Raw genomic sequence first — 26,959 nt, 5'->3', positions numbered from 1 at the left:
GCTTAGACACCATCTGGCTTAACAGGAGTTCTCACCTTTAAACAGCCACAACCCCGTTCGTCTCACATATTAAGACGCCATCCCCTCGCAAAAGACTTTGCAGCCGCCCTGCTATCCGGACGGTCACTGTGAAGTGGGAGCATCGAAAAGAACAGTAGCGTCATTTGGGCAAGAGAGTTTCTAACATGCAAGGACCCTCCGAAAACCCTCTTCCTATAATGATCTTGAACAGCATCGACACGCCCGTCCGTGGGAAACTCAATACGACCACCGTATCCAACGTCGTAGGTCAAACTGTACGCCCCGGCAATTATATAATCGTACATACCCAAAACAGAATGAGACAGCTTCGCCAAATCATATGTCAAATCACCGATAGACAAATCATTACTCGAAAATGACATCCCTCTCGGATCAATAAATTTAAGACGCATGGAACGGCTGTCGTACATCGAGTTACTAAAGCACAAATCTCCATGCACATATCCAGGAACGATGGTCCCATCAAGTGCGATACGAATAAGATCTTCGATAATATCCTCGATGCTTGGTAACTCTTTACCATCATAATACTGTGGAGCCGTAAGATCGAGACTATGCGACTCCGCATATTCACGAATCCTGCTTCTCGACTTCGTTGCGACTAAATCAAACTTCAACTCACGCTGCGACACATCCGAAAACTCAGAATGAGACAAAGCCTCTCTAAACCAGTCGTCATAGGCATCAAACACCTGCTCCCATTTATTGGAACTACTCTGGGCATGAATAAATAACTCGTTAAGAGGCATGGATTGAAGAAATTCGAGATGATAACAGGGTAAGCCATCTACCAAACCAGAACCATAAAATGCAGGAGTGAAAGGTTTCAGATTCATTGGCAATTGCATAAACCACTGAGCTTCAGCCACTATTTTCTCGTGTGGAACCCCAGTTTTAGTCAATACCCCCGAAGAGACACCAATGTCATTAAATGACCGCTCGGTTGTTCGTCTCTCACGCGAACGAAAATATGTGTTGACATGCCCTAAGTCTTCCCATGTTCGAGAAATCGACTTGCCGAGTCCCAATTCTTCGTCATACAACCGGACACCACCTGTAAACGAAGTCTCTCTAACCAGACATTTCATCAATAAGGGAGTATCTGAAAAAGAAAAAAATCCGCACCAAATAGACTCATGAGTCGCTGAAGTCGACTCGATTTCCCAGTCGTAATCATCCTGAGTCTCAGCGATCAATATAACGTCTGATTCACTTGGAAAATCAGTAATTAGAGTGTCACCGTGCAGAATCCTGGTGACGCCACCAAACGAACCGGAACTAGTTATCGCATAGAGCACCGACTCACCCAACTGCAATCCTTCGGGCACTCGAATAATGTGAACTCCCAAATCAACAATCTCTTTACGGCGACGGAGGTTCAATGAAAACGAATCCGGCAATGACAGCACTATCTGCTCGTCGCCATAGATGGATCTTAGTGCCCCAACTTGGTGCTGCAGTAGGGCTACGTTAGCAAGTGGAAGGTAGGAAGGCGGTATTCTGCCGAACTCTGATTGAAGGTCATCACCAACATATGCCGCAGATGTAATCAGAATCATTATTCGCCCTTCGTCAATACGCGAATTTGCTCATAGGTTAAATTGACAAATTCATCCGGACGAATCGCTTTATCATCCACATAGAAACCATCAGTCCCACACCAGGGTTTTCCCATGTAAATTTCGTCAAATGGAATATCGTGCCGGCGAAGCCAATCGATTACAATCGGCAATGTATGAATATTAATTTTACCAAGATTACCAGCAAACGTTCGCATATTTCGACTCGAGTGAAAAACAATTTCAAAGCCGTCCGCGGCATACTCGCGAATCTTGTCCACAACTTCCGGAATCGGGACTGAATCCGTGTAAATTGAATCAGTCGTCTTTGAAACGGTATCGTCCAGGTCCATTATCAGTCGCTTGATAAAGATCGCCTTCCTAAATAGGTTTTTACAAAATCAACATCTAGTCTATCGACTTCGGAAAAACTGAATTTCTTATGCCGAATTTGGGTCGGTATCGCGCCCATAGTCCACGCTTCTATCGCCAAATTTATGTGGCCCATATGAGTTCTATCTCGTCGCATCATTCGCACCATGGCGCGTGTTGATATACTTTCAGGAAACTTTATTGTTAGGAGCTCAGTCATAATTATACTGCACCCGCTAAACAGTTGATCTGCCATTCCGAATCCCCAAACATCTAATACCCATCCGGAGAGATCCGCGGAAAGTGAGGATCCACTGTATATATTCGAGGATTCGCCTGGGATCATGGAGAGCTGATAATCCGGACGAATTTTTGTTATGGTGCCGTAATTTGAGTTAAAGTAAGGTTTTCCTAGTGTCTCAATCCAGTAAGCATTATGGAAGTACATCTTGGAGGGATTGTCCATCGATGAATACGGAAACTTTTCCCCGTCTACAATATTAACATGAACTGAACGGGCATTGGGAAACATATCTTTCAGCGTTTGCCGGAGTTCTGTTTCACTTAAACAGATTTCCGTTCGTTTCACATAAGCCCTGAGATCGGAAATATCGAGCGCCGGCACCGCAGTTCGAAGCATCTCGGTCGCTTCTGCTGTAAAGCGGCGTTGTAAACGGTGCTCATCGATCGTCGCAGCACCTGGATTAAGCCAAGTACTAATATAGACATCAGTGTCACTAGGATTGATGACAGTTTTCCATATTTGAGGCAATGACCTCCTAAAACCCCTCAATTGACCGGTGATCATAAGTGCATGGTCTCCATTGCGTATCTCTGGGGCAACATTAGGAGGTGATACCGAAAGAGATCTAATGCGTTTACTGAGAATCTCCCGAGCTATGTCTGTTGATTCGGTTGGAGCCATATTGCTAACAATTACTCGAATCGTCTCTAACTCAGAGTCCAGACCATAATATGACGAGGACATCGCTACCAAAACAGCCAGATTCGGAGATATTCTAATAGAGCGATCTCTCAGAATGCGAATTTGCAACTGAACAACATTAGATTTATTGAGCACAAAGCCAATCGCATCATCGTAATCAAATCTAGCCAGAGACGGCCGAAAACGATCGAAGTGCTCCCAGAAAAAATTCGAGGCAAATAGAGACATGTTAGATGCGAGAGTTGTCGTGGACTCATCGTTTGAGAAAACAAAATGACTGAAATTAGCAGTCTCAGCGATCACATCAATGCACTCTTTTACGGCCCCGACCCCCGCAGCCCTATTTTCAACGTACTTGATTTTCGTCGGGAGAGCCTTTTCGTCGAATCTCCGTAATAAAGCCTTAGGATCTGTAGTAGATTCCAAATAATCCCGAAGACTTTCCGGGTTCATTGGAAGGAAATTGTCGAACACCCTAAACTCCATTCTGCTATCGGTGCCAATGGAACTAGCCAATGCATCTAGTCCTATAGATTAGGGATGATGACTGCAGGCAGTTGGTACACCAGGGCCAAACATGTAAATTGACATACAACTCGCTACAGGCGTGTAGCTACTTCCTTAGCGCTTGAATCGTTAACTCCATTTAACGACGTTGTATGAGCGTTTGAACAACACATACGGTCAAATAGACTGTCGCGAAAAGGCGCGCTAACTGCGGTTGAGCCAATCAGAGTGAATACTTATTATTGCATTCAAGGCTGTGGCGCCATTACCTACATTCGACTTATAATCAAGATTCATTCTTCCTAAAGCACTACCGTGGTCAACGACCCCCCATATTTTGGATCCCGACCCTTTATAGTCGGAGTACTTAGATGGCAAGAATGGATTTATCTCCATCGATATATCTCGCTCTACATCGTTAACCATTAGCACATCGAACTTGGTGGCCAAATTGAGGAACTCTAGGTAAGGCAAATAACCCTGATGCTTAACAATACCGAGAAGCCCTCGCTCTCGAACTTCCTCTCCAAAGTCCTGAGATCGATTCGTGAATACATGTAATCTCACATCGCGCTGAACATTGGCAGGAGTGTTCTGAAGCGCCGTTAATACGTCTCCCAATCCGCGATTATCATAGAACGCACCAAAATAACCAATGTTGACCACAGTCTCGGAAAGTGAATACAAAGATTCCATTGATTGATAGCTATGACTGGGAGGTAAGGGGTGATGCCTCACAATTGATTTATCAAGAATTAACTTACGGAGTTTTCTATCAGCTATTTTCGATATCATATATTCGCGTTGATTTTCATTCGTGAACAGAATTTCATCCGCAAGGATATAGGTCAAATATTCGCACCACTCGAAGATACTGTCTGATTGCAGCGGCTTGAACCCATGAGTCGCAATACCACGGTTGAGGCTGGCGAATAATTCATCACGTACCAAGTCACCGACACGTGGTTGACCTGCGGCGTCCGAGCTAACCGGGTCAGAAAATTCTGCCGACCAAATAACACGCGGGTGTTGTATCTTGAAAAGAGCTGCAAGAAAATGAGAGCCTGGCCAGAGTACGCGACTATAAACAGTCTCGTATCCACCAATTTTCGCGTTCTGACGATTTGCAGAAATTAAACCCTTGGTTACAAAATCAGAAATATGATTCCAACCAGCAAAAGACGGGGTCGAACTGATTTCGATGGAATTTTCTATAAATCGTCCTGCAATAGTATTCAGGCTCTGGTCTGTGTGTCGAACACCAAGCATTACATTGGATATAACATCAACGATTTTTCCACGTTCAACCACTGCCTTGGCAGCAACGACCGCACTTGTGTCAGAATATGGTGGGAAACAGTAACTAATTACAAGATCACGAGCTTTTCCAGTATTCAATAGCTCCCATGGGAATGCTCGAATTTCCGACTGTCTTATAGCATCTTCAACCTGACCCAACTCCGAGGGGTGCTCTTTGACGTATCGCACAATAAATCCAGCTTGAGCTCGGATTAGAGCCAATAGCATTTCGTCACTGCCAGATGAATTCCATGCCCTCAGAGATTCCAACTCCTGAATGACGTTCAATCGTTGTACAACAGCAAAATCAAAATTCAGTTTCTGGCGTGATATCGAATCGTCTCTTAGTACTCTGTAGTACGACCCTTCGGGGCTAACTGTCCCCAACTGAGCTTTGTAATCGCCAGAGACCGCCAGTGCGGACATAAAGCAGATATCCTCACCGCTGTTCAGTTTGTCTGAATATTTTAAATTCTGTAACGAAGCAGTCGGAATCAGCTTACACGCATTGAAACCAATTAGCCATGGTGCGGATTTCAGCAAAAAGGGTCCAGATCTTTGCGAAACAATATTTTTATTGAGTGCACTCTCTGAGTCATAATCACCTGCCGTAGACACGTTAATTATCGGACAAATGGCGATATTCGTGGGGCTTGCGACCCGTAGTAGCTGTTGAAGAAACTGCGGTCCAACAAAATCATCATCATCTACAAACGTTGTATATTCGAACCTAGCTGCTGAAATTCCGAGATTTCTTGCCGCGCCCGCACTGGCTTGAGCAAGTATAAGAATCCTTATATTACGGCTAGGATACTGGGTTACTAAACTCTCAATCAGCGTGATTGAGTCGTCTCTTTCTCCATTAATTACAACGATAATCTCATATCGCGAGCCATCAATACTCTGCTCAATAAGACTCATTAGACACTTCTCGAGATGATCCTGACCTTTCCAAGACGGGATAATTATCGACACGCCGGGGACATATTCCACACCATTCGTATCAACATCCGGATCATGAATACCTACTAGCAAATCTTGGAGTTTGGAAATTTCCAATTGACGTGCATCTTTGTCCACGATTACTCTTGAGCCAAAATCTGAATCTAATTCGTACATATTGACCTACCATTTTCAGTCTCGAATTCAGTTGGAGCGACAAGTCTTATCATGTCAGATCCGCTTCCTATTGAACTTCCAAAGCTTTAAAGTTAACTTTCCCAGCCTGGAATGCGCCAGTGAATTATATTTCCGATCAAGAGCATCGTAGCGGTTCTTCAGAAGAATTAGCTGGTTTTCAACTTCAGCAGTGCTGTGAATCGGCTTTTGGCTATCCTTTTCAGATGATTCCGAATCGACGATTAAATCGATGGACTTCAATGCCATTAAGAGTTTTGCTCGCAAAAATTGAGATTCGTCAGTTGTTTCGGCTTTGACAACTTGACCTTCAGAAAATCTGGTTTCCATTTTTCCCGCACGAATACCACTGGTAAACCACGTATTGTCAGCAGGAATCACCGATCTTGGAGAAGTGGTAATTATTACACCTGTTGATCTGAAATTGATCTGCTGCACAAAGAGTCTCGTTGGGTAGAGAGCGTTACCGACGATCGTGAGTGCTGCAATTAATGATTCTTCCAAGTGCCAGTGCACCCTTGGAACGTTTTGGAGGAGATTCCTGACTATTTCATTGTCTAGGAGTGCCAGGGCATTCGAGTATATGAGAACATTTTCATAATCGAAATCGTTCGAACCAATTATATCTTCCACTGAGTTCGCAAAGTATGCTGTACCCTTTATCATTGCCAACTCTTGCCTAGTCAAGGCGGTTGTCGATATACACAACACGGGTTCATATACCGTAGCGTCAGTTACGATTTCGACAATATCTAGACCTTCAACAGTGTTATCGATTACGCTATCGGAGGCCGTCATGCCACTGTCACACCATCGGTATCAACAAAAGTGTCCACAACGACCACTCCCTTCGTGTCAATTATTATCTTTTCTCCCCAAATATCGGACTTCAAATTTCTAACATCGTCATGATCAACAAGAACCACAACGACACCAGATCTTTCAATGGCTTGTTCTATTCCCAGAAGTCTAGTATTTGACATCCCATCAAACTGTTTGGGTAGCCGATTAATATGAGGTTCGGCAATATTGATTACTCGATCTTGAAGCTGTTTAGAAAGTTCAACGGCTATGCCAACGGCAGGAGACTCCCGCAGATCATCAATGTTCGCCTTGAAACTTAGGCCTAGAACGCCAACTTCAATACCAGGTTCAAGTGTTTCAAGTGCAGTCAGGACCTGATTAACAACCCATGTGGGCTTCAAATCATTAACTTCACGGGCAGTCCTGATCAGATTCGACTGGGCTGGATCGGCAGCAACGATGAACCAGGGGTCGACGGCGATGCAGTGCCCGCCGACGCCAGGACCTGGCTGGAGAATATTGACTCGAGGGTGGTGGTTCGCCAACTTGATCAATTCCCAAACATCGATTCCCAGATTCTGACTGATCATCGACAGTTCGTTTGCAAAAGCAATATTAACATCTCTATACGAATTCTCGACAAGTTTAGCCATTTCTGCCGTTATGGCATCGCTGATAAGAATCTCGCCCTGACAAAAAATACTGTAGATCTCTTTGGCACGTTGCGAAGCAACCTGCGTCAATCCACCGACGATTCGATCGTTCGTGACGAGTTCAATCATCACACGCCCTGGTAGTACCCTTTCAGGGCAATGAGCAAAATGTATGGCCGGCCGATCAATCGAGCCATCAATGCTGAGGTCTGGTCGTAATTCTAGGATGTAATCCGCTAGTCGCTGGGTAGTTCCTGGAGGTGAAGTCGACTCCAGAATAATTAGTTCATCGCCTAGTAACTGGGGTGCTATTTTTGCAGCTGCCGCTAGGATGTAGCCAAGGTCGGCAGTTCGGTCGGATTTGAAAGGTGTTGGAACGGCTAAAATATATGTCTGTGCAGACGGTGTCTCCTCCGTCGCAACTAGACGTCCAAGCTTCACCGCATTCGAGACATGATGTTCCAAGTCGGGTTCCACAAAAGGTACTTTGCCGCTGTTTACCGCATCAATTGTTGATCGATTGACGTCAATACCAATGACATTACAGCCGTTCGTCGCGAGAATCGCAGCGGTTGGTAGACCTATATAACCAAGCCCGACTACTACGACAGTATTATTGTTTTTCATGGTTCCCTACTAGATTGATATGTGTTCATTAGCCATGCCAGTAAATTTCATTTCGCCCGATGCAAATATCTCAGCCTCCCGAATTTTCCACGTGTGTCCAGTTCCATTCCGTATTTGACAAAAGTTGAATCGGTCCGCAGAATAAATCCGCAAGCCTGAAGCGCGCACTTTGCGTAGGAAACCGGTGTCTTCGCCCTTCCCCACCCTTGGGAACGGATTATTGATAAAAGTACGTCGGTAGCCCATGATGGTGGGGCCCATAACTAGGTCCGTGAATCGGTGTTCCTTGTGTCCAAACCGCAGTAGAGTGGCATTCGATGTAGCTAGATACATGTAGTGTGCCTGCTTGCCAACAATGTCCGCGCGGGAGAAGTTCAGGGAAAAGAGCTGATCAGACAGATAGTTGGGACCGTAATAGTCATCGTCGTCCATCTTGGTGAGGACATCGCCAGTGGCCGAGGCCACGCATAAGTTCAGGCACTCACCCAACGTAACCTCTCTCGGTGCGGTTAGCAGTACGACATCTTCTACTCCATAGCTGTCCTGCAGACGCTGCAGTTCCTTTGCAGCTAGGCCAAAGCCGTGGGTCAGAAGTACCAATTGAGCCCGCACAGAGATTTGACTGGCTAAGGTTTTGAATACTTGTTCAATCTGTCCGGGCCTGATGGTTGACACCAAGACTGAAACACTGGGCTGTACGGGTGCCAGCCGACGAGCAGGCAAGACCCGCTCCAGGACGGCATCCACTCTGTGCGCGTAAGTGTGCTGCTGCCAAATACGGCGCTGAGCCAGATGCGCTGTCCTGTCATTGAGCTCGGGACTGGCAACGAAGGCACGACTAAGCTGGCCCGCAACCTCCCGGCTTTCCGCCACCGGTACTTCCGATTCATCGAAGAAGTTGCGGATGGCAGCACTGGGAGCTGAAATGACGGGTGTGCCAGCAGCGGAAATCTCAAAAATTCGCCGGGCACACATGCTCTCCGAATCCACCACGGAATTCACATTCAAAAAGACCTTGTACGCCTTGTACGCTGAGAGCATTTGAAGGTAAGTCAGAGAACCCACAACGCGAGAGTCCAGCGGTGCCGGGAATTGGTATTCAGGGCTGCCGCCAAGTTGGCGCGAGAAAATTTCGAGCCCTGTAGTCATCTTGACAGAGACGTCCATGGCACCCTGGAGCAGCAGATCCATTTGTTCACGGCGTTCTGGATACTTGTGAGCAAAGTACATGCCAGCGAAGGCAACATCACGTTGGTGCCAGCCACGTTTGGGGCGCACAGGGTTATGAACAGCAGGTTGGGCAGCGAAAGGTAGGACCGCTATCCTGTCATGGCCAAGGTCCCGGCGGTAACTCTCAATCCGTCCTTCGTCTGAGGTGAAGACGTAATCAAACAGCTTGGCAGCAGGCAGGAAATCCTCGTAATGGGGAGGATCTTCTTTGTTCCAAAATACTGTGGGGACGTTCCTTCTATGGCAATCGTCCAAGAGTTCCCGGAACTGCAAGGACGGACCATTGTGGCTGGTAATCTTCCCCAGCCACTTCTTTTTGTTGCCTGCCCAAGCAGATTCGATGAATACAAGGTCTAGTCCGTCAAGTTGCTCCGGGCCAGCAGCAGGGTCAAGCGGAACCGAATTCCATTCAAAAGCAAAAGCCATGGAAGAGAAGTCGTCAAGAATGACGCCTACGCGCAGTTCACCCAGCCGTGGTGCACAAGCCGGTAACTGGGTCTCGGCGAAGGACAGCCGCCGTTTCCGTCCTGAACCAATCCAGCCGCCTTCAACCCCGGTGGTGTCCTTCGGGGAAGCGAACCCGAGCTCTGAGCGGCGCCGAGATTGCCATTCCAAAAATTCAGCTATGCCACCACTTCTTAGGTGCCACAGACCAGTGCGGAATTCCGTTGCTGAGTACATTTAGCGCTCACCCTTGAAAGTTCTACGGGCAGTGTCGATGACGTTGACTGATGCCAGCTGTTCCCTAGCTTCAGCCCGAAGCCGATCGGCGGAGGTGTTGTTGCCTTTGGACAGCTCCTTGGTGAAGGCCGTGTAAGCCTTAGTAACTTCCTTGGACGTGCCATCCATGATTAGGTCCCCTTTGTCCAACCAAATGGTGCGGGTAGTCATCTCGCGAATAGTATTCAGGCTATGGCTGACCAAGAGCACACATCCCGCCTCCGAGCGGAGTTCATCCATGCGTTGCTTACTACGCGCGGCGAATTGCGCGTCACCTGTGTTCAACGCTTCATCCACGAGAAGGATTTCTGGGTTGGCGCATGCGGCAATGGCGAAGCGCAACCTAGAGCCCATACCCGAAGAATAGGATTTCATGGGCAGGTGGATGGACTTCTCCAGCCCGGATACCTCGACAATTTCATCGAAGCGAGAGGCGATTTCCTTGTGGGTCAAACCCATGGCCAAACAGCCCAGAACCACGTTTTGGTCTCCCGAAAGCTCAGGTACTAGGGCCGCGTTGACGCCCAGCATTATAGGTGTGTTGGAAGCGTGGATGGCACCTGATGAGGGGCGGATCTGGCCGCTGACAAGCTTCATCAACGTGCTCTTCCCTGAGCCGTTGCGGCCGATGACGCCCACGGACTCTCCGCGGTTAACCACCAAGGAAAGCTCGTTGAGGGCGTGAACAGTTACGGTATTGGGCAGCGGGTTCAGCCTTTGCAGGAACTTCATGTGCCCGTAGCGGGTATCCGTCCGTACCTCCGTTGAGGGCACACGGTAGCGCATGGCTACGTTCTCGGCCACGATGCAGGGGGTGAGTTGGAGCTGTGCGAGCATCTCAGTCACGGACATAAGACTCCTCACCTTTCCAGAAGTAGATGATGCCGATGATCAGTGCAGCCAAGGACCATGCGGTCAGTATTGCCCAGGACTGCAGCGACGGGGTAATCCCATAGAGAATCGAGTCACGGGTGATATCGATAATGATGAACATGGGATTGGCCTGCATGACGTTCAGCAGTATCGGCTTATCAATGAAACGTTCATAGGAAAAGAAGATGGCCGAGACGTACATCATGGCGCGTAACGCGAAGGGCAACAGATGAGTGACATCGTTGACCCGCGAGATTACCCGGGCCAGGATCAGACCAACTCCTAGATTGAAGATGAATTGCAGCGCAAGAACGGGAAAAATTAGTAACCATCGCCATGTGATGGGCTCTGTCGGAGGGATAACAAGGACCAACAGCAGCATTGCAATGATGAGCGGGACATTCACCATGGCTTCGCGAATGTTCACTCCCAGAGGTAGTGCGGCTCGTGGGAAAGTAAAGCCTTGGACGAGTGCACGATTTTGCTGGATTGATCTAGCCCCGCCGGTGATGGCTCCGGATGTCATTTGGAACATGAAGATACCGATGGTCAAGTATCCGATAAAGTTGGGAATCCCGTTGCCTGTGCCCAGCAGTAATCCAAAGATCACAAAGTAGGTCAGCCCATTGAAGACCGGGTTCAGTATCAGCCAGGCGCTGCCTAGCTTGTCCCTGCGAGTACCACTTTTTACGCGGGCGCGGGCATCGTAAATAATGAAGTTTCTAAAATCCCAGAGCTGAACGAGGTAGTCCAGAAAGGACGGGCGAGCACCAACCCGGCTCAGCTGGCTCAAGTCCAGCGGCAGATCCTTTGCAATTTCTTGCGCGGGCGTGTTTTCCTGCATTTGCGTCATTGCCGTACTCCCTTCTGTAATTCGTTCAATTGGATGGTCTTGCTACTGATCAATTCTGCGTATTTGCTCTCATAGCGTTGTGCATTGGCAGCCCATGTCCGTTTTTGCAGGACTTCCACTCTGCCATCTGTTCCAAGCCGGCTCCGCAGCGGATCATCTCGAAGAAGCCTGGCCAGCGTCCGAGCCAGTGAGGGGGGATCCCCCGCCGGGCTCAAGGCCCCGTTCACGTTATCTACGACGATCTCCCGCAAGGCGGGTAAATCGCTGGCCACCACTGGCCGGCCACTGGCAAGCGCCTCAACCGGTTTCAAGGGTGTCACCACTCGAGTTACGTCAAGATCTTTGCGGGGGACGACAAAGATATCCAAAGCTTGGTGGTACAAGGAAGCGGTCTCACGCGGGACGCGGCCTGTGAAGATCACTTTGGAGGTCAGGTCAAGCTTTGACACTTGGTCTGCTAGCGCGGGCACCGATGTTCCAGCCCCAACTAGCAGCAGACGCAGCGCAGGAAACTCAGGGACCAGAAGGGCAAAGGCGTCGACCAGATCATCGATTCCTTCATAATCAACCAGCGAGCTCACAGTACCGATGTAATTCAGGGCTGGGTCCAGACCAAGCTTTTCCTTCGCTGCCCGGGTGGTTCTAGGTACAGACAAGAAATCACCACCAACCGAGTTAGGTGCCAGGACCACTTTTGTCTCGGGAGTGCCTTGGGCCACGATGCCCTGGAGCATGGCTGCACCGAGTGTTGCGACCGCATCTGCATCCTGCATAACCCGGGCTTCCGAGGCTTGGAAGGCAAGGTAACGCTCGCTTGTTTTGGCGTCGGCGCTTCGGGTGGAAGCCCAAGTGTCTGCCAGCTGGCCCCGGACCTCATACATCCAGGGGATGCCTAGCGCTGCAGCAACTGCTCCAACCACCAGCCCGTTGGTGAAGTGCGTTGTAGTGTGGAGAATTTCAGGGCGGAATTCGAGTGCAACTTTGAGGAGTTCCTCGGCTTCCTGTTGCAACCGTTCATCGGGTGTAGTGGCTAGATTGGAAGGGATCAACCGGCGATACCTCACGCCGCCGACGATATCTTCTCCGGCGGCCATGATCTTGCCGACCTGAACGGGGTAGCCGAGCCTGGTGACGGCAAGAACTTCCCGTCCAGCCTCTTGCTGGGCCAGCAAGATTGAGTGGCTACGTTGGGCGTAACCGCTGCCTGTGTGTGGCAACGAATTGGTCAACAAATGCAGGACACGGCCTGCGATCGGATCCACCGCGTTTGGTGACAGCACGGGCGACCAGCCGCTGAAGATGCGTTGCTCGCCTGCAAGCCGGCGGTGTTGTTTACCCATGGCGCCACGCTTACCCGTGAGCGCTGCGACGGCACCTGTCATGTCACCGTCATACCACTTACGCCGAGCAAGCGTTGCAGGATATCGCTTGGCAGATAGGGCATATGGGAGGAACTTGTCAGCCCATTCCGGCAGATGAGCAGCCAGCGCGACATCGGTGATCTGCCGAGCTCGATTGTTGGATAGGCCCACTGTCAGTGCTGTCGCAAACTTGTTTTCTAGCCGCTGCATATCCCCCGAAATATAGGTGGCGAGAAGTGCGGGGACGGCCGTTGAATTGGAGAAAGCACGGGCGATTAAACGTGCGCCGGGGGCCACGACGGATGCGGGCAGCCGTCGTGATACTTGCAGCGCCAGAACTACTGGGTCCTCGGCTAGGTGGTAGATGGCGGTCCCGGCAGCCATGGTGAAGTTATTCAGCAAGCTCATGCCGCTACTCCAGCGTGCTGAACAACCTCGGAGATTTCCTGCATGTATTTAGCGGCCAAGATGGGATAGTTGGCGTTCTGGGCAACCCACTCACGGCCGGAAGAACCAGCGTCTAGACGGCTGCGGTCCTCGGCGAGCTCGCGCCATAGCTGGGCAATGGCTTCGGGTTTCCAAGCCACAACATCGCCTGCATCCGCTTCCTTGACGATGCGCGCTGCCTCCCCACGCACGACAGCGGTGATGTGGCGCCCAATCGCTAGCACCTCGTAGGTTTTGGACGGGACAGTTGCCTCAAAGGACTTCCAGTCGTCACGCAGAGACACGATGCAGGTGTCCGCAGATTCGTAACGGTCTAGCAGGCCTTGTCCATAGAGCGACTCGTGGAAGGTGACGGGCGCATTGAGCTCGGCGGCAAGTTTGATCAGGGCAGGGCGGTGTGTTCCGTGGCCCACCATGTGAAGGTGCATCGCGGATCCCACCAATGCGCTGGCCTCTATCACGGCATCGAGCCTCTGGCTCTGCCCGTGGTTGCCGAGGTAGAGAGCCTCAAAAACATCTCGGTCCATTGCTGGTGCGGAAAAGCTGGGCACCGAATCAATGTCCAGACCATTGCTGATCGTGACGACGTTTTTTACACCGCGCGCACGTAGGGTTTCGGCGAAGCCCTGCGTGACTGCGACGACGAGGTCGGCACGGAACTGGATGGCTTCGACCACTCGTTCTACCAAGCTCTTGACGTTGCCTTTGACGATGCGGGCGTCACGGGCGAGGTCGGGCCAAGCATCGCGCATTTCCACGATGAGCGGGACGCGTCTAATTTTGGCGACTATAAAGCCCGCCACAAGGTTGGGCAGGCTTGGAGCGGTAACGACAATAACATCTGCCTTGCGCCAGAAAATGCCCGCCGGAATAGCCATGGCGGCCGTAAATATCTGGTCCATCAGCCGTGCGGCATGAAAGTTGCCGCTGTGACGAAGGTAAGGGATACGTACGATTAGTTCACCGTGGCGACCTTTTTGAGTACGGAAGGGTGTCCCGGCGGTATCACGGGCTCGAGTCCGTCTACCGTGGGGGAAGTGAGCTACAGGTGTTACGACGTCAACGTTCCAGCCCGCGGCGCGAAACTCACGGATCAACGTGGACCAGCGGCGCTGGGGAGGGCTGCTCTCTGGCCAATACGAATGCGTGAGGAGCATGATCCGCGTGCTTGCAGAACTAGGTTCGGTTGTCTTCATGGTCCGGCTACTTCCCGGTCTCAGAGGAAAGCTGTTCCTCAGACGACGTCACATGTTGAACGCCGCGGCGCATGAACCGCAGGTACAGCACACCCAGCGCCAGTAACAGACCGATCATCAGCCATTGCGCGACGGTTGGGCCACCCGGAAGACTGGAAGAAGACACAACAGTTTCTGGTTCTTCAGAGCGAGTTGCAGATGGCACGGCCTTTGGCGCTGCACTGGACTTGGGTTTTACTGACGGCTTGGGTGACGCAGTCTGACTAACGCTAGCCGACTGCGCAGGAATTGACTCTGCGATACCTTCGGCTTCGAGTTGGAGCACTTCCTCAGTGGGGACATGAGGATCACTTTGATCTGTGCCACTTACGGGCGCCGGTTTTACCTGAGCAGGACTTCCTGGAGCGGGGTTGGCGGGTGCAGGAATTGCTGGCGCCGGAAATGCCGGAGGGGGATTTGCCGGAATTGAGTTCTCTGGTTGCTCCGTTACAGGGACCTCTGCTGGGGTCACCGGCAGCAGGGTACCGACCGGGTCAGGGACGGGAACCGTGGTTTCGAAGATCACAACAGGAGGTTCGGTGACGCCGTCATTGGCCTGCGCGATACCAGAAACAGCAAGAGTTCCAAGCGCGATGAGGGATGCGACGAAAAAAATCCGGAGAGAGCACCAACAGCGAGTGAGCAAACTCAAAAAACTGTCCTCTTTCCCCCCGGAAGTCATGTGACTCTAGACGTAAACCAATGATGTGACTTGAAACACTTTCATCTCCAGTCAGGGTGGAGGCAAAGTCCACCGAATAGAGCATCTCATAAAAACATGCTACATCTAAACGTTTCAAGCGTTTTTGTTAGGGATATCACCGTACAATCGACCCTTTTTAGGGAACTTTTGGACGACACATTTTCACGACAAATACGACTTTTCTAGGCCAGTTCTCATGAGCAATCTTGCGTTTGGCTGTGGATTGGCTGTGGAGATGAGCCCCTTCCTCGTGATGCCTCTCGGTTCGTGGCGGGTGGACCAGCAGCTAGGCTAGAAGTATGCGTTTTTTTGCGTCTTCTGCCCTGCGTAACACCCTTCTTGCGAGCTCTGCTGCCGCCGCACTTCTCGCCTTGAGCGCCTGTGCCCCGTCCGTGACCATCAACGAGGCGAAGGATGCAAACAATCCAGCCTGCGCCCCCATGATGGTGGCACTACCGGATTCGTTGGCTGACGCCAACCGCCGCAGCACGTCTAGCCAAGCGACGGCTGCATGGGGGGACCCGGCCGTGGTGCTCCTGCGCTGCGGCGTTCCGGTTCCCGGCCCAACCACTGACAGGTGCGTCACCGTCAATGGCGTGGACTGGGTCATTAAGGAAGGTGAAACGTCTTGGACGTTCACCACCTATGGGCGTAACCCAGCCACCGAGCTGATCCTTGAAGAGAACAAGGTGCCCTCAGACACCGTCCTGACCCAGATCTCAGCAGCAGCGGCAAAGATTCCATCTACCGGCGGCTGCATTGGGATTGACGACGTGCCCACGTCGGTCTCAACTCAATAGCACCCGCTGGGCAACTGGCATTAGTCTTGTTCGCCGGATTTAGCGCAGGCCGTTGTTATCCATATGCATGACCAGAGTGTCCGAGGCGAGTGCATCAGCAATGGCCGCGATGGCTGCGTCATCCTTGATGACAATGGACTGACCATCGGCGCTGGTGCCAGTGCCCAAGTTTGGAAGCGTGAAAGACAGCACGTTGGAGCCACGCACATCTCGGAGACCTACAGCCAAGCTGGCCATCGCCGCTGCATCCAGTCCCTCATCAACTGAGATAAAGGGCGATACCTGGTTCACTAGATCACTGATCTTGCCCGGGTTAGTCAACGTTGCGGGCGTCAGAGCCGTGTTCATGACTGATTTGAGGAACAGCTGCTGATTGCGCACCCGCTGGTAATCACCGTCGCTGAAGGCGTACCGCTCACGTACGAAGGCCAATGCCTGATCGCCGTTCAGCACCTGTGGGCCGGCATTAAAAGTGTGTTGGTTATTGCCGGTTGTGAAGGCCATAGGAACGTTGACCTTCACGCCACCAAGTGAATCGGTGATGGCCTTGAAGCCCTCAAAATCAACAATGGCAACGTGGTCCAGCCGGCTCTTGAACAAGCCCTCGAGGGTCTGAACTACCAGAGGGACTCCCCCATAAGCCATGGCTGCATTAATCTTGGCCTGACCGTGACCGGGAATGTCTACCCAGGTGTCACGCATGATGGACATCATGACGATATTCTTTCCATCGCCCGGGATGTGGACCCACATCATGGTGTCGGAGCGCTGATCGGAGGCCTCACCTTCGCTGGCCATGTCGACGGAGGCGGCGCGGCTATCACTGCCTAGAACCAAAATGTTCTGGGCTTTGGATGCCGGCCCCTCAGTGGCTTTGACTGGCCGCGTGGACTCCTCGGGGAATGCCTGGGCGATCTTCTGAGTCTGGCTGTTGAAGCTGTTAGCCAGGTTAACCACGAAGATCCCGCTGACAATGGCTGCCACCACGAATAGGCCTAGGATCACCAGCAGAGTATTGCGCCGGGTTTTCTTGGTCTTGCGGGGACGCAGATCCATCTCAGTTTCATCAATCATGGAGGCCATCTTGCCACGACTACATGGGTGAACCATCACGCCTGAGCGAAAACCATGCCGCACGACAGTGATTAAGTGAGCAAGCCCACGCACTGCCCACCTAGAAGGTCCCTCACGTTCATCAGTACTTGAAGTTCATGACCGTCACTGTGCCGGCGGTCAGCGGGAAAGTCTGGGACTGCTTCCCGGACTTAAAGTCCATGGGAGCCAGCCGTTTGGCCATCGCCACCGGAGCAGCGTCCCGACCGTCGATCTCAGTGCTGTCTTCCGATTCGTAGCTAGTGCCCGTCATCTGAGTCATGGTGGCAGACACTGGATTTTTAGGCAGCTTCAACGTGACCTTGGTTTGTGCCGCAGTCTCAGGGTTGTTCTGATTGATCAGGACAACCGTAGTGCTGCCATCTGCCTGCTGAAGCGCGTAAGAGTAAGCCAGACCGCCGCCCTCATTAGTTAATTTAAGGAACTCGCCTCCTCCAATGGTGCCCACCATTGACAGCCCAAAGTAATTGGCGCGGCCTTGCATTACGCCGGTGGGCTTGAGGTACTCACCGTCAAAGCACACAGCTGACATGGGCGGGCCACCCTTGCAGGTAATGAGTGAGCTATGGAAGTCCAGTTGACTGACGCCGACCTGGGCTGAGCCCAGCGCGTAGTCAGCGCTCCACAACGCCGAAGCGTGAGTCTTGGTGGTTTCATTGCCGCCGACGCAGGCGGAGATCCCTGTTTCATCAACCCACGTGGGCATGTTTGCAGCATTGGCTGTTGCTACAAAAGTCTTGTGGTAGTTGATGGAGCGGTCATGCATGTCAGGGGCGAGTAGATTGGCCATGGTGGGCTGGTCCGCAGCGAGACCTGTGGAGCAACCCGTCAGCGGGTAGTTGTGGAATGTCAGAATCTTGGACTGCTTAATATCTAGATCAACCCAAGCAGAGGCCCAGTCCGCAGCGTAAGTGCCGGGTCCGGAAATAGGGACATTTGGAGCCACATTGTAAATGGCATCGGAGTAGGCTTTAGCTTCTTTCCCAAAGTCAGCTGCCGTGTAACCATGGGGGCGCAGTGCATGGGCCAGCACCATATTGGGTGCAAAGCCGTTGGGTTCATTGCCAATGGTGATGGCCAGCAGGCGTTTGCCAAAGATCTGTACCCCATATTTGGCCAGATCTGCTGCTCGCTCTGGATTGTAATCGCCCAGATTCACAGACAGGCTGATGTAGGCATCCGTTTTTTCCAGCAGCCCATTGACCCGTTTGAAGTCATCGGGGCCGACAACCCGGGCCGGGCTTGGCTTGGTTCCGACATAGCTTGAGGGAAGGGCTTCACCGGTGGACGTCCAGAAGAAGCGACGATCTACCGCATTGCCACCGAAGCGCAGAACCGGTTTCCCTAATCCCTTCAATGCGGCGACTACAGACTGGTTGTCTCCGCTCAACAGCGGGTCAGCTAAGTCCGTAGCTTCCAGTGAGAGCCCAATCTGGGAGGGGCTGAGCTTAGTGCCTACTTTGTCCGCGCTGACGCTCACTGTTTGGGGTGCAACGGGTTTCAGGGGCGAACCCGCCGGAGGGCCAACCTGCTTATAGAATTTGGCGACTGGCGCCTTGGTTGGGGTAGGAGTGGGTGTTGTTGCCGTTGCCGTCGGAGCAGCGGAGGTCTCCATAGCAATTGGATCACCTACGAACATCGGTGGAACAACAAATGCTGCAACAGCCAAAACAGCTACCGTGGCGCCTGCGGAGACAATCCAAGCTGCCTTTTTGCGAGGTTTTTTCTCTTGAGTGAGCAGCTGGTTTTCTTCTGGCGTCTCAGCCATAGGTGTACTCCGTAAATCGTGGCGGCACCCACCGGGCGCCAAAATAAAGAATCTTAGCAGTGAGTCGCTGGCATGGACCTAACCGGGCTTGTTAGCCCTTTGCTCCGAGCCGCCAAAGGGAGGTGACTTCCTTTGACCGTGCATCGAAGAAGGGATCGCTTCTGTCCATGGACCGCGGGTGCCGTGCAGGTGTTTCCACCGTGTCCTTTACTTCAAGCCCGCCGGCTGCGATCCAGCTCATGAGTTCATCGCGGGAACGCAAGCCTAGGTGTTCAGCCAGATCCGAGATGATGAGCCAGCCCTCTCCCCCGGGTTCCAGATGCTTGGCCAACCCGTTCAAGAAGGCTTTGAGCATGCGGCTCTTGGGGTCATAGACGGCGTTATCCAGCATGGTGTTGACGGTTCCGGGCAGCCACGGCGGGTTGCACACTACGAGCGGCGCTTTCCCTTCCGGGAACATGTTGATTTGAACGGCCTCGACGGTGTCCGATAGTCCCAGATTGGCCAGGTTCTCCTGCGCGCAGGCAATGGCAGCGGGCTCGCTATCTGTGGCCATCACGCGCTTAACGCCGCGCTTGGCCAGGATTGCTGCCAGCACGCCTGTGCCGGTTCCAATATCAAAAGCCAGCTCCGTGGACGGAAGTTCTACGCTGTCCAAGAGTCCCAGATATTCGCTGCGAACCGGCGCGAAGGTGCCGTAGTGCGGGTAGATCACGGCATCAAGTTCCTGGACAAACAGTCCGTTACGGCGCCACTCCAAAGCTCCCACTGCTCCGAGTACATCCTGCAGTGGAGCTACTGAGGGTTCTTCGACGGGGCCAGCGGCGAGAAGCCAAGCCTCTTTCAGATCTGGAGCGCGGCGCAAGGGCACCACCGGACCGGGAGCCAGCGGCACCAGCACACGGCCGAGCATCTTGGCTCGTTGTGTCCGGCCCTGGCGGTAGCGGTAGAAAGATTGGGCGACGGATTCGCCGTCGAGCCTTGAAAAAACGGGCAGCCTGCGAGCCATGGCTGAGAGCAGCTGGCGGGCGTTGTGATAATCGCCCTGCCAGAGCAACGCGGTGCCTTGAGCAGCGAGGCGGTAGGCATCGTCGGCCGTCAGAGAATCATCCACCGCGACGACCTTCTTGGGCATGGCCGCGCCGCTGGCACTGATCCACAGGGCCGACTGTTCGGCATCCTGCTCTTGGGCATCGCGGGGCATCCAGCGAAGGATGTTCGGCTGCGGCGCAGGCTCAGTACTCATGGGGAAGGCTCCTAAAATTTCGCCTGCGCCAAGCGTGGTGGTGATTTCTGCTGCAGGACAAGACCAGCGCCCAGTTTATCCCCTGCAAGGGGCAGCGTTGGGTGACTCGGTCCGGCGTCGAACTTCACTGCTGGCCGCTCCAACTCAAACGAGATCTAGCGCCCTGAGGAGTTTGTCCAGCGTTTCAGGCTGTGCGGCGATTTCGATGGTGCCGTCCTCGGTGGTGAATCTCATGGCCTGGAGCCCGTAGTCCGGAATGTATTTGCGGTCCTTGCCGGTGAGATTGCGACGCTCAGGAGAAAAGCCCTGAATGGCGATTGTGGTGGCACGGCCAGCGGGCTCCAAGGTGTCGTAGAGGGCCGGCTGGAAGTGGAGGGAACTGGGGCTGGGTGTGGGGCTTGGACTTGGCGTGGCGCTTGGCGTGGCGATCCCTTGGTTCCAGATGCTGTCCAGTGAACCGGGCCGCGAATCGGGGTAGCGGAGGTAGACCATGGTTTGGCCGTGATCCTCGAGGCTGGCTGTGGCTTTTCTTCTGCGCCGTATTTGGGTGAGCGCGATGAGCCAATAGAACAGGGTCCACGCAAACGCCGTGAACAGCGCATCATTGAGATCCCGTCCTGCTGCGATCCAAATCCCGGCGCCCAACGCGAAGAACAGTACGTACCCGACGGCGAGCGCCTGATAGGGATGGACTCGGAGCCATTCCTTCACGGCGTGTCACTTCCTTTGTTTACGGTGTTGGTACTTCAGCTTGTGTTCCGGTGGGTTGTTCCCTGGTCTATCCGGTGAAGGAGGCCAGCATCTTTTGGATGGCCGCGAAGTCGCTGCTCTTGGCGAACTCCTTGGCCGCCTCCATGGTGTCAAAGCCCTCGCTGTGTGCAAATATGACATACCGCTGAGTCTGGTTCTGTGGGACTGATCTCACTCCCGTTTCCACCATCACCGCGCCCGCCAAACTGCCCACCACCATTTCTTCTGTCGCTTTCCCCTCCGTAGCGGCCGCCGCTACCGACATGCTCACCTGAACATTGTTCTTCAAGTTGTGCCGGGTGCGCAACGCGGGCTCTCTGCTCAGATCCATGGCCACTGCATTTACTTCGAACCCTTTACCGCTGGACAACGGCCCTGTCCCCGGTGTTTGCCCCAGCTTGATGACAGGACGAATATCAACGGGTGCACTGGCGTGGATTCCATTCAAGACGCTGAGGGTGGCTTTGCGGTTGCCGTTGTGGTTGTACACCACCAGACTGTTGGAGGCGGCAAACTGCTGGTTGACGGAGCCGTCCATCACGGTCCACGCGGCTGGATGCGAGAAGCTAATCTTGGCCGCATTGATGGTCCCTGTGTAGGTTGTCCATTCCATCTCGCCTGCAATGGCCACGGTGCTGCTCTCCACCGCCGTCAGCTGACTCCACTGTTCAACGGCTGCCCCCGCAATGAGCGATGGTACGGCGTTGGCCGCGCCAAGAAGCACATCCATGCGCTGGCTGATCTCCACCGAACCGGCAATGCACTCCATGAACCCCTTGATGAAGGGCACGGCCCACGACTCCTCCAGCGCCCGGTGTTCCTTGGTGCGTTCTAGCAGGGGCGCTACGCACTGCGCCGTGCGGCTGGCATCGATGTCACCAGGGGTGGCAATTGCTTCCATGGTGCTCTGGACCAAGGAAGCGAGGTGATTGAGCAGGAACATTGCTGGGTAAGGGCGCAGCTCCCAGTCCAAGGATTCGACTCCGGCTGCTCCTGATTCGTAGTCCACCGTGGCGCCGGGCATGGCCGCTGCCAACCCCCTGTTCTGGTCCAAGAGCGGCTTGAGGATTTGATGGAAATACGGTGGGAGTTCTGTGGCGTCCAGGACGGATGTACCTATCCGCTTCTCTTGAGTGGCGACCCGCATAGGGAAGGGCGAATCTGCGGCTATCGAGACCACGAGCATGTCATTGTGTTCGCGTAGGCACGTCCACGATCCGGGACTGGCTGCGGCTGTGAACGTCATTCCGGAGGCAGCCGCCGTTTTACCCACACATGCAGGTTGCTTGCTGGTGCTGGCTGCTTTACTCATGGTCGCTGCCACTGTGCGCAGCAATGAGGGCAGATCTGCTTGGACAGCCCAGAAGGTGCCGGCGGTTGGGACTTGGGCAGTGATCCGGCCGCCGCTATCCAGTGCTGTCCAGGCCACCCTGATGAGCGTCGGTTCCACGGCCCCGGTGGCGAGGTGCGCCAGAGCCAAGGATGCCGCGGTCTTGGCGTGGCTGGGTGTTTCCGGCAGCCATTCCACGTCCATGCTGAGCGTCATGGAGGTACCTTCAGCCAATTCCTGGCCCACCGTGACCGCCAAGCGGCCGCTGACGGGCGGGAGGAGGTCTGTGTTTGTTGGTGGTGCTGTTTCTGCGTCTATGGCGGTGGGATCCATTTCCGCGGACACTGCGGTTCCTGCGGCAATGGCACCAGCCGGCACGGTGATCTTGGCTCGTTCCACTTCCAACACCAGCCCGTCCGCTGAGGTAGTGCCTTCGGCAGATAGCCGTTTTCCCGTAGGGTTGAGCATGGAGCAGCCGCTTAGAAGCAACGCCAGGATCAGCGAAAGAGCCATAGCGCGGACACACCGGCGCAGGGAAGAGAAAATCGGGGCATCGCTCAACACGTACTACCTCGCCGGTTCAGGTGGGGACGCTGCTGTCAGCGCAAATTTTATTGTGTCTTGCGGCCTCGTGGAACGCAAGGGTATGGATGATCAGTGGTCAGCGCCGTGTCAACGAACAACGCTGGCGACTCGTTTTTGCTGCCTTGGGTCATCTGACCGGCGCAGTGTTCGGATCACTGATTTCTATGTACGTTTCTTGCTGCTCTGCTGATTCATCGAAGGCGAGGATGGTGACGGCTGGGAGTTCGCCCATAGGCAGCGCCCGGGCACGCACGGTGCCGGATTGTGCCTCGGTGAGGACCTTGAGTAGCTGCGCATAAACATCGGCGGCAAGGGGATCGGGCAGAGATCTCTTCCTGTCATCCAACAAATCCACCTTGACCCCGCGCTTTCTGGCAGCCCGGGAAGCTTCTTGAATTTCCGCAGTTGCCAAGGCCCGGCCACGGATTTGATCCCGTAGCTGTGCCTCCAACAGAGCAAATTCGCGGCGGTCCTCCTTTGTTGGGTCTTGGTTGGCAATGGTTTCCAGAGCCGGACGAGTGGCTTGTTCCAGCTCTAACAGCCGCTGCTTGCGGTACAAGCCGTGGGCATTTTCTTTTGCTAGCTTGGTGGCGGCCAGCTGACTCTGGGCGGCGTATACGGCGATGTTGTTTTTACTACGACCCAGCACTGATTGGACGGCGGTGGCGATCACCATCCACATAACGGGGGTCAGCACCAGCGCTAGGGAATCTGTCACCGAAAGCCCATGCGCAAGCGATGAGCTCAGATCCATGATGGCGAACAGCCCCATTCCCAACCAAGCGAGCCGCATCCGCCCCCTAAACGTCAACGCCACAAGGAGCATCTGAATAGCCCCGTTCTGCCACGAGGCATATCCGGGGTGAACACCCACTGGCAACACGCTGTTGACCAAGAAGTCCATGACCAACACTCCGGCCACCACACACCAGCCACCCCACAGCGGCATCACAGTCTTCCCCGAGTCCCAGCACAAGAGCGTCACCAAGGCCAGGCAAATCACCATGGCCAGAAAATACTGCCATAGCGAAGTCACGATTTCTGTGTTGGCCAGGCCCATGATCACATGGGCTATTGGCATGAAAGTAGCAAACACCACCACCAGCCATCTAGTTCTTAGCTGTTCCATGGATTCCTCCGTCCCATTCCAACAGCACCAAGGTGCCTGTGCTGACACTGGAAAACACTGTGGCCGTACCTTGGATATCCTGCATGCGTTCCACAATAGAAACCTTGAGACCCATCCGCTCCAAGGGGATGGATTCCAGATCGAAGCCCGGCCCGTTGTCCGAGATTTCAACCACCACCCGGTTCGACTGGCCGTTACGAGGGAATGATGCCTTGACTGAAGTCTGAGCACCGCTGGCATGCTCAAGGCTGTTACGCACCGCCTCAGTGGTGGCCTGAACCATGGCCCTGGAAACCAAGAGTGGAATCCGCATCGGGGCAGAGGCACCGGAGGCTGGTTCATCCACGGTGATTCCGTGCAGCGAAACGGCCGCCCCCAGCCTGCCCAACCACTCAGCAGTGGTGACATACTCGCTGGAGGAGGCATCGGCGTCGTTCTTCACTTCATCCAGCTGATCCAGAGCGTCCTTAGCTGCCCGGCGGGAGGCTTCAATGACATCGTGATTTATAGCTTGGGAGGCCACGATCAAGGTGCTCAGCACAATGTCATGCGTCAGGGCGTCGAGCCGCATCCGCTCCACTGTGATGGCTTCAGATTTGGCGGCATCGGAGAACTTTTCCACGGCTGTGACGGCTGCCAGCTCCGACTCCAAAACGGCTGCGCGAAGGGCCCAAATAGGGGCGATGATGGCAGCGGTCATGGCCATGGTGAGTAAGGCGTCCTGCCAGGAATCTTGCCATTCGCGGGAAGAACCGGCCGGAAGACCCGGAATGACCAGCACCAAAAGGGTGAAGAGCACGCCATACACGCTGGCCAAGGTGGTGTTCCTGGCCACCGCGGCCAAGCCCACGCCAGCGCCCGCTATCCCCCACGACCAAGGACGCGCATCGGCGTGCAGCGAATTCCCAATCAGCCCCAGATGCCACAGCAAGAAGCCAAGAAGGATTAGCCATGCCGCCGCGCCTGCAAAAAATCGTCGGATGGACGCTTTCTTGACCGGCAGCATGGTGGCAATAATGAGTACCGGTATCAAAGCCACAAAGGCGATATAGCCGGGACGGGGCGCCCCGCCGGTACTCTGCAGCAGATCCGGCAACGCTAGCGCCACCAACAGGAGCGAAAAAACGCCAATGGAGCGGGCCAGCACCACCTCGGTCATTTCCACGGTATTAGGCAGAAGGCTGCTGTTGTGGGGCTGATTTGGCACAACAATTCCCTTGAGTGAAGACACTGTTTTCAAATGAGTTGAGACCTACCGCATCTCGGCGGCAATAATGCCGTCTTCCAGAGCCCGGTGGTAGAGCTCCAATTTGGTGGGGGAATAACGCCCAGCCGCCGCATACTTTTCCCGAATGCGCTTGATGTTGGTGCTCACAGTGTTCGTTGAGACATTCATGCGCCGTGCAATTTGACCACCGGTGAATCCATTGGCATAGAGCTTCAGGGTTTCCCGTTCCCGCTCGCTGAGTTCAGCTGCAACGAAACCCGAGTCCGAGGAAATGGCAATGGCGAGTTCTTGACTGTCAATGGTTTCTCCAGCCGCCACCAAACGGACCATATCCAGTGCTTGCCGGATGTCATCGCCCTTGCGAGCAATCCCGGAAGCACCTGCCGCCAAGGCTGACCGGATGTCATTGGAGTTATCGCCCACGCTGAATACGAGGACAGGGATCCCGGCGTCGATGATTTGACGAACGTTTTCACCGGGTTCGGATCCATCTGCCAGCGATAAATCCAAGACCACGACGTCAAAAAAACTGGCTGGGTGAAGTAGGAGCCGTGGTACCGATTCGGCTACTGCAACGACCTTGATGGGGTTCTGCGCATGCCGTGAATCGATTTCAGCCGCTGCTGCAAATCCAATCCGCACCACTTCATTGTCATCGACAACGCCAACCCGAATTGTGAGACCGCTCATGACTACCCCTGCTCCCCATAATTACAGCCACTAGCCAAAAGTACAGCTCCTAGGAAAATCATAAGTCTGGGGTGTGACTTTGGTGCTTTCTTGGTGCGTTGAGGTCTCCGCCACCGCGCTAGATTACGCCATTCGGTGGGTTAGTGGGTGGGGTGCCTTGGCTGAATAGTTCCTACCGGCCCGATGGGGTTACCAACCCTTCAAGCCCCAGGACTCCGGACACGCTCGGGTGACGGGTTTGCGAGTTCGTTGATTTTTCGGGATTTCCCTTGGTGAAAGCCTGTTAATTCTGCCTCATCTTCGATATAATAGATTCAAGAAACAATGTCTTTTGGAAGGGTGAAATGATGAGTGTTATGACTGCTCAACCTCCTCTTCCTGTGGCGATGGTTCTGGATGCTGTGCCGCTGGGTCTGGCCGGGGAACTGGTGAGGGACGCCGATGGCGGGGGCACCGTTTTTCTTCACGGCCAAGCCTCGTTTTCCTGGGACGCGGGGGACGAAGCCGGACGCCGCTGGGCAGCGGTGAAACTAGCGGCGATGAAGGCCGCCGGAGTCGGTGAGATCGCCACCGTCTTTGATGTCACCCCGTCAACGGTGTGGTTATGGAAGCAACTGCTGGCTGATGGCGGCATCATCGCGTTAGTACCGGAAAAGAAGGGGCCAAAGAAAGCGTCCCGATTGAGCAGCACGGTCATTGCCCGGATCGTGGAACTACGCAGCACCGGCCTGTCCCAGCAGGCCGTCGGCAACGCGGTAGGCGTCTCGGAGTTCAGCGTCCGCCGGGCCCTGAAAATCGCTGCCGAACAAGCCACTACTGACGCTGCGGACATAGCCGCCGCGGGTAACCCCGAGCCCCTAGAACCAGCACCGACACCGGTACTGCAGCCTGAGCTGCCGCTCTTGTCAGCCCCGGCACCACGGGCTGTTGAGCGAGCCGCCGTCGGCATGGG

The 26,959-nt window shown here is 53.7% G+C and carries 22 protein-coding genes; 2 read left to right on the top strand and 20 right to left on the bottom strand.

Annotation, left to right across the window (positions count from 1 at the left end):
* Positions 1–62: 62 nt before the first annotated feature.
* The 12 genes from ACX80D_RS16920 to ACX80D_RS16865 all read right to left on the bottom strand — a co-directional run bounded on the left by ACX80D_RS16920 (position 63) and on the right by ACX80D_RS16865 (position 14,792).
* Positions 63–1,601 (bottom strand): hypothetical protein, encoded by a 1,539-nt coding sequence (locus tag ACX80D_RS16920; RefSeq protein WP_459324037.1) that lies wholly within the window; start codon positions 1,599–1,601, stop codon positions 63–65.
* Positions 1,601–1,954, bottom strand: coding sequence for an HAD family hydrolase (locus ACX80D_RS16915; RefSeq protein ID WP_459324036.1), 354 nt, complete (start codon positions 1,952–1,954; stop codon positions 1,601–1,603). Before ACX80D_RS16915 ends, ACX80D_RS16920 begins: the two co-directional genes overlap by 1 nt.
* A 2-nt stretch (positions 1,955–1,956) precedes the next feature.
* The gene (locus tag ACX80D_RS16910) at positions 1,957–3,393 is read right to left on the bottom strand and encodes a hypothetical protein (protein ID WP_459324035.1); all 1,437 of its coding nucleotides are present in this window, start codon (positions 3,391–3,393) and stop codon (positions 1,957–1,959) included.
* A gap of 237 nt (positions 3,394–3,630) precedes the next feature.
* On the bottom strand, positions 3,631–5,844 hold the full coding sequence (locus ACX80D_RS16905) for a glycosyltransferase (protein WP_459324034.1): 2,214 nt from the start codon (positions 5,842–5,844) through the stop codon (positions 3,631–3,633).
* Positions 5,845–5,898: 54 nt separating this feature from the next.
* Positions 5,899–6,660 (bottom strand): hypothetical protein, encoded by a 762-nt coding sequence (locus ACX80D_RS16900; RefSeq protein ID WP_459324033.1) that lies wholly within the window; start codon positions 6,658–6,660, stop codon positions 5,899–5,901.
* Entirely contained in the window at positions 6,657–7,946 is a 1,290-nt protein-coding gene (gene wecC / locus ACX80D_RS16895; protein ID WP_459324032.1) for a UDP-N-acetyl-D-mannosamine dehydrogenase, read from the bottom strand. Before wecC ends, ACX80D_RS16900 begins: the two co-directional genes overlap by 4 nt.
* Before the next feature lie 9 nt (positions 7,947–7,955).
* Entirely contained in the window at positions 7,956–9,857 is a 1,902-nt protein-coding gene (locus ACX80D_RS16890; protein WP_459324031.1) for a glycosyltransferase family protein, read from the bottom strand.
* Positions 9,858–10,748, bottom strand: coding sequence for an ABC transporter ATP-binding protein (locus ACX80D_RS16885; protein WP_459324030.1), 891 nt, complete (start codon positions 10,746–10,748; stop codon positions 9,858–9,860).
* Complete coding sequence (locus ACX80D_RS16880) at positions 10,735–11,622, bottom strand: ABC transporter permease (protein WP_459324029.1); 888 nt, start codon at positions 11,620–11,622, stop codon at positions 10,735–10,737. Before ACX80D_RS16880 ends, ACX80D_RS16885 begins: the two co-directional genes overlap by 14 nt.
* Entirely contained in the window at positions 11,619–13,391 is a 1,773-nt protein-coding gene (locus ACX80D_RS16875; protein ID WP_459324028.1) for a glycosyltransferase family 4 protein, read from the bottom strand. The genes ACX80D_RS16880 and ACX80D_RS16875 overlap by 4 nt, the downstream gene beginning before the upstream one ends.
* Positions 13,388–14,626 carry a glycosyltransferase family 4 protein gene (locus tag ACX80D_RS16870; RefSeq protein WP_459324027.1) on the bottom strand — a complete coding sequence of 413 codons (1,239 nt, stop codon included), beginning with the start codon at positions 14,624–14,626 and terminating at the stop codon, positions 13,388–13,390. Before ACX80D_RS16870 ends, ACX80D_RS16875 begins: the two co-directional genes overlap by 4 nt.
* A 7-nt stretch (positions 14,627–14,633) precedes the next feature.
* Positions 14,634–14,792 (bottom strand): hypothetical protein, encoded by a 159-nt coding sequence (locus ACX80D_RS16865; protein ID WP_459324026.1) that lies wholly within the window; start codon positions 14,790–14,792, stop codon positions 14,634–14,636.
* Between the two features lie 875 nt (positions 14,793–15,667).
* Here ACX80D_RS16865 and ACX80D_RS16860 point away from each other — a divergent pair.
* Entirely contained in the window at positions 15,668–16,168 is a 501-nt protein-coding gene (locus ACX80D_RS16860; RefSeq protein WP_459324025.1) for a DUF3515 domain-containing protein, read from the top strand.
* A gap of 39 nt (positions 16,169–16,207) precedes the next feature.
* Here ACX80D_RS16860 and ACX80D_RS16855 read toward each other — a convergent pair whose 3' ends face one another.
* From ACX80D_RS16855 to ACX80D_RS16820, 8 genes are all read right to left on the bottom strand, one after another.
* Complete coding sequence (locus ACX80D_RS16855) at positions 16,208–17,242, bottom strand: LCP family protein (protein WP_459324024.1); 1,035 nt, start codon at positions 17,240–17,242, stop codon at positions 16,208–16,210.
* Positions 17,243–17,363: 121 nt separating this feature from the next.
* Positions 17,364–19,049, bottom strand: a complete 1,686-nt coding sequence (locus ACX80D_RS16850) for a hypothetical protein (protein ID WP_459324023.1) — start codon at positions 19,047–19,049, stop codon at positions 17,364–17,366.
* A 91-nt stretch (positions 19,050–19,140) separates the two neighbouring features.
* Positions 19,141–20,295, bottom strand: a complete 1,155-nt coding sequence (locus tag ACX80D_RS16845) for a methyltransferase (protein WP_459324022.1) — start codon at positions 20,293–20,295, stop codon at positions 19,141–19,143.
* A 144-nt stretch (positions 20,296–20,439) separates the two neighbouring features.
* A complete protein-coding gene (locus ACX80D_RS16840) occupies positions 20,440–21,006 on the bottom strand; it encodes a hypothetical protein (RefSeq protein ID WP_459324021.1) in 567 nt (188 codons plus the stop codon).
* Positions 21,007–21,073: 67 nt separating this feature from the next.
* Positions 21,074–22,936 carry a hypothetical protein gene (locus ACX80D_RS16835; RefSeq protein ID WP_459324020.1) on the bottom strand — a complete coding sequence of 621 codons (1,863 nt, stop codon included), beginning with the start codon at positions 22,934–22,936 and terminating at the stop codon, positions 21,074–21,076.
* Between the two features lie 151 nt (positions 22,937–23,087).
* Entirely contained in the window at positions 23,088–24,089 is a 1,002-nt protein-coding gene (locus ACX80D_RS16830) for a hypothetical protein (RefSeq protein ID WP_459324019.1), read from the bottom strand.
* On the bottom strand, positions 24,070–25,296 hold the full coding sequence (locus tag ACX80D_RS16825) for a sensor histidine kinase (RefSeq protein ID WP_459324018.1): 1,227 nt from the start codon (positions 25,294–25,296) through the stop codon (positions 24,070–24,072). The genes ACX80D_RS16830 and ACX80D_RS16825 overlap by 20 nt, the downstream gene beginning before the upstream one ends.
* Before the next feature lie 45 nt (positions 25,297–25,341).
* Positions 25,342–26,007 carry a LuxR C-terminal-related transcriptional regulator gene (locus ACX80D_RS16820; RefSeq protein WP_459324017.1) on the bottom strand — a complete coding sequence of 222 codons (666 nt, stop codon included), beginning with the start codon at positions 26,005–26,007 and terminating at the stop codon, positions 25,342–25,344.
* A gap of 356 nt (positions 26,008–26,363) precedes the next feature.
* On the opposite strand from ACX80D_RS16820, the gene ACX80D_RS16815 reads away from it, so the two are divergent.
* Positions 26,364–26,959 (top strand): hypothetical protein (locus ACX80D_RS16815; RefSeq protein WP_459324016.1); only part of this gene is annotated, 596 nt, incomplete at its 3' end.

The sequence above is a fragment of the Arthrobacter sp. Sr24 genome, assembly GCF_054511175.1.
Note: the sequence above shows the minus strand (reverse complement) of the source record. Positions and strands in the feature narration are given on the sequence as shown.